The sequence below is a fragment of the Kitasatospora sp. NPDC042419 genome, from assembly GCF_056437345.1.
In genome coordinates, this window is sequence record NZ_JBWKAW010000092.1 from 1 (window position 1) to 2036 (window position 2036).

Annotated in this window: 1 protein-coding gene and 2 rRNA genes; 1 reads left to right on the forward strand and 2 read right to left on the reverse strand. The window is 63.7% G+C overall.

What is annotated here, in order from left to right; genetic code table 11:
- The coding region (locus tag AC067J_RS43985; protein ID WP_478308511.1) for a DUF58 domain-containing protein at nucleotides 1-763 on the forward strand (763 nt) is incomplete at its 5' end.
- Between the two features lie 98 nt (nucleotides 764-861).
- Here AC067J_RS43985 and rrf read toward each other — a convergent pair.
- Both rrf and AC067J_RS43995 read right to left on the reverse strand, forming a co-directional pair.
- Nucleotides 862-978 (reverse strand): 5S ribosomal RNA (rrf, locus tag AC067J_RS43990).
- 84 nt (nucleotides 979-1062) lie between these two features.
- Nucleotides 1063-2036: ribosomal RNA gene (locus AC067J_RS43995) — 23S ribosomal RNA — on the reverse strand; the annotation flags it as partial.

Below are 2036 nucleotides of genomic sequence, written 5' to 3' on the forward strand. Positions count from 1 at the left end.
CACCAGCGTGCTGACCCGCGGCGAGGGCACCGAGTTCGACAGCCTCCGCGAGTACGTCCCGGGCGACGACACCCGCTCGATCGACTGGCGCGCCACCGCCCGCCAGACCGCGGTCGCCGTCCGCACCTGGCGCCCGGAGCGCGACCGCCACATCCTCATCGTCCTCGACACCGGCCGCACCTCGGCCGGCCGCGTCGGCGACGTCCCCCGTCTGGACGCCGCCATGGACGCAGCGCTCCTCCTGACCGCGCTCGCCTCGCGAGCCGGCGACCGCGTGGACCTCGTGGCCTACGACCGCCGCCTCCGCGCCCAAGTCCAGGGCCGACCCGCGAGCGACGTCCTGCCGGCCGTCGTCAACGCCCTCGCCCCTCTCGAACCGGAACTGGTGGAGACGGACGCCCGCGGCCTCGCCGCAACAGCCCTGTCCCGCGCCCCCCGCCGCTCACTGATCGTCCTCCTGACGGCCCTCGACGCGGCCCCGATCGAAGAGGGCCTCCTCCCGGTCCTGCCGCAGCTCACGCAGCGCCACACGGTCCTGCTGGCCTCTGTCGCCGACCCGCAGATCGCCGCCATGACAGGCACCCGCGGCTCGATCGAAGGCGTCTACGAAGCCGCCGCAGCCACCCAGACCCAGTCCCAGCGCGCCCGTACCGCGGACCAGCTCCGCCGCCACGGGGTCACGGTCGTCGACGCGGCCCCCGACACCCTCGCCCCCGCCCTGGCCGACGCCTACCTCGCCCTCAAAGCAGCCGGCCGCCTCTGACCCACATATCCGCCCCCGACCCACCACCGAAAGGAATACCGGCCCCAGAACGCAGAAAAGCCCCGCACCATAAGGTGCGGGGCTTTCCCACAATGATTGTTCGGCGGCGTCCTACTCTCCCACAGGGTCCCCCCTGCAGTACCATCGGCGCTGAAAGGCTTAGCTTCCGGGTTCGGAATGTAACCGGGCGTTTCCCTAACGCTATGACCACCGAAACTCTATGAAGATATGAACCGCCGCACCACCCAAAGGGGGGCGTGTTCGTTACTTCAGAACTAACACAGTGGACGCGAGCAACTGAGGACAAGCCCTCGGCCTATTAGTACCGGTCAGCTCCACCCATTACTGGGCTTCCACATCCGGCCTATCAACCCAGTGGTCTACTGGGAGCCTTACCCTCTCAAGGAGGTGGGAATACTCATCTTGAAGCAGGCTTCCCGCTTAGATGCTTTCAGCGGTTATCCCTCCCGAACGTAGCCAACCAGCCATGCCCTTGGCAGGACAACTGGCACACCAGAGGTTCGTCCGTCCCGGTCCTCTCGTACTAGGGACAGCCCTTCTCAATATTCCTACGCGCACAGCGGATAGAGACCGAACTGTCTCACGACGTTCTAAACCCAGCTCGCGTACCGCTTTAATGGGCGAACAGCCCAACCCTTGGGACCGACTCCAGCCCCAGGATGCGACGAGCCGACATCGAGGTGCCAAACCATCCCGTCGATATGGACTCTTGGGGAAGATCAGCCTGTTATCCCCGGGGTACCTTTTATCCGTTGAGCGACGGCGCTTCCACAAGCCACCGCCGGATCACTAGTCCCGACTTTCGTCCCTGCTCGACCCGTCGGTCTCACAGTCAAGCTCCCTTGTGCACTTACACTCAACACCTGATTGCCAACCAGGCTGAGGGAACCTTTGGGCGCCTCCGTTACCCTTTGGGAGGCAACCGCCCCAGTTAAACTACCCATCAGACACTGTCCCTGATCCGGATCACGGACCGAGGTTAGACATCCAGCACGACCAGAGTGGTATTTCAACGGCGACTCCACCATGACTGGCGTCACGGCTTCAAAGTCTCCCACCTATCCTACACAAGCCGAACCGAACACCAATATCAAACTGTAGTAAAGGTCCCGGGGTCTTTTCGTCCTGCTGCGCGAAACGAGCATCTTTACTCGTAGTGCAATTTCACCGGGCCTATGGTTGAGACAGTCGAGAAGTCGTTACGCCATTCGTGCAGGTCGGAACTTACCCGACAAGGAATTTCGCTACCTTA